We start from the raw sequence: 2,353 nt of genomic DNA, 5'->3' as shown, positions 1-2,353 counted from the left end.
CTTCACTGACAATCATTACAAGGATATGACGCAGATCGGGTAGAATTCGTTCCAACCACGCTTTGACGCCGCCAAGCCGATGCGCCCGAAACATTACGGAAAACCCCCCGCCCGCCAGAGCGACTGGAAAGCGATCAAATCGCTTTTGCCCTACTTGTGGGAATTCCGCGGGCGGGTGGTGCTGGCGCTCGCGTTTCTGGCGCTCGCCAAGGTCGCGACCGTTTCCGTCCCGCTGGTGCTCAAGGAAATCGTAGATGCGCTCAGCCCGTCCCGGGCCGCGCTGGCGTTGCCGATCTTTCTGCTCGTCGCCTATGGCGCCCTGCGTCTGGCCAACTCGACGTTCGGCGAACTGCGCGACATGGTGTTCGCCAAGGTCACGCAACGCTCGATCCGGCGCGTGGCGCTCAGGGTCTTCGAGCACCTGCACAATCTTTCGCTGCGCTTCCATCTCGAACGCCAGACCGGCGGCATGTCACGCGACATCGAGCGCGGCACCGCGGGCATCCGCTTCCTGCTCAATTTCATGCTGTTCAACATCCTGCCAACGATACTCGAAATCGGTTTCGTGGCGATTATCCTGCTCGTCAAATACGACCCGTGGTTCTGCGTAGTGACGCTGGTCACGCTGGTAGTGTACATCGCGTTCACGCTCGTGGTCACCGAGTGGCGCATGATCTTCCGCCGCAACATGAACGAGATGGACTCCAAGGCCAACACCCGCGCGATAGACAGCCTGCTCAACTACGAAACCGTCAAGTATTTCGGCAACGAGGGCTTCGAGGCGCGCCGCTACGATGAAACCCTGCAATCCTGGGAAAAAGCCGCGGTCCGCAACCAGACCTCGCTGTCGCTGCTCAACATAGGTCAGGGTGCGGTCATCGCCGTGGGCGTGACCATCCTCATGCTCATGGCCGGCCAGGGCGTGGTTCGCGGGACCATGAGCATCGGCGATCTGGTGCTGGTTAACGCCTTCCTCATCCAGCTCTACATGCCGCTGCATTTCCTCGGCTTCGTCTACCGCGAAATCCGCCACTCGCTGGCGGACATGGAGCGCATGTTCGGACTGCTGGAGCGTCACACCGAAGTCAGCGACGCGCCCGATGCCAGCGAACTGAAGGTCAGCGGCGGCGCGGTCCGCTTCGAGCATGTCAGCTTCGGCTACGACGTCCGGCGCCAGATCCTGCAGGACATCAGCTTCGACGTGCCCGCGGGGCACAAAGTGGCGGTGGTGGGCGCGAGCGGCGCCGGTAAATCCACGCTGTCGCGGCTGCTGTTCCGGTTCTACGACGCCACCACCGGACGCATCCTGATCGACGGCCAGGACATTCGTGCGGTGACGCAGAAAAGCCTGCGCCGGGCGATTGGTATCGTGCCGCAAGACACAGTGCTGTTCAACGACAGCATTTATTACAATATCGCTTACGGGCAGCCGGATGCGGTGCGCGAGGAAATCATCGAGGCAGCGCGGGCGGCACACATCGACCAGTTCGTGGAATCGCTGCCGGACCAATATGACACGACGGTAGGCGAACGCGGCCTCAAGCTCTCCGGCGGCGAGAAACAACGCGTGGCCATCGCGCGCACGCTGCTGAAAAATCCGCCGATCCTGGTGTTCGACGAAGCCACTTCGGCGCTGGATTCGCGCACCGAAAAGGCGATTCAGGCCGAACTGCTGGAAATCGCCACCAATCACACCACCCTGGTCATCGCCCACCGGCTCTCCACCATCATGGACGCCGACCAGATCCTGGTGATGGACCACGGTCGTATCGTCGAGCGCGGCACGCACAACGAACTGCTCGTGCGCAACGGTGCTTACGCCCATATGTGGGCGCTGCAGCAGCAGGAAGAGGAAGTCGAGCGGCTCGAGGCGGCGAGTAGCTGACGCATCAAATCACGGGATAAACCGGGTATTCATACCCCGTCCGTGGCGCGCGTGGCAGTGGACAGCAGGAATCCTGCCGTTACAACGCTGTCCCGAAAGAAGAGTCCACGCTGTCCGGAGGCGCCGGCAGTCCCGCGATCTTGCTCGCCTGGGTGATGACGCCGCCCGGAAACAGGAGATAAAGATATTTCCGGTCGCCTTTTCCGGCGAATTTCTCCTCCAGAGGCTGGAGCAGATGACGAGCATGCTTCGCCGGGCCATGCATGCGGTAATGATCGCGCAAAAAATTAATCACTTCCCAGTGTTTGAGCGTGAGCGTGATGCCGAGATCCGCCGCCGTTTTCCTGGCGATGTCTTCCGACCACTCGCCCAGCCCGAGCAGATTGCCTGCCGGATCTTTCTCGATCGAACCTTCGCCAACAATAAACTTCATGATGTCAGGCATGTTTCACCTCCATGCATGTTGGT

At 60.8% G+C, this 2,353-nt stretch carries 2 protein-coding genes; one reads left to right on the top strand and one right to left on the bottom strand.

The genetic code is table 11. The annotated features are described in order from the left end of the window. Nucleotides 1-79: 79 nt before the first annotated feature. Nucleotides 80-1,885 (top strand): ABCB family ABC transporter ATP-binding protein/permease, encoded by a 1,806-nt coding sequence (locus WB402_RS13645; protein ID WP_424208769.1) that lies wholly within the window; start codon nucleotides 80-82, stop codon nucleotides 1,883-1,885. Between the two features lie 79 nt (nucleotides 1,886-1,964). Here the strand turns inward: WB402_RS13645 and WB402_RS13640 are convergent, their stop codons facing one another. Next, on the bottom strand, nucleotides 1,965-2,330 hold the full coding sequence (locus WB402_RS13640) for a TusE/DsrC/DsvC family sulfur relay protein (RefSeq protein WP_424208767.1): 366 nt from the start codon (nucleotides 2,328-2,330) through the stop codon (nucleotides 1,965-1,967). Nucleotides 2,331-2,353 lie beyond the last annotated feature (23 nt).

The organism is Sulfuricaulis sp., from assembly GCF_049587675.1.
Lineage (GTDB): Bacteria > Pseudomonadota > Gammaproteobacteria > Acidiferrobacterales > Sulfurifustaceae > Sulfuricaulis.
The sequence above is the reverse complement of the archived record's forward strand: the minus strand, read 5'-3'. Positions and strand labels throughout refer to the sequence as shown.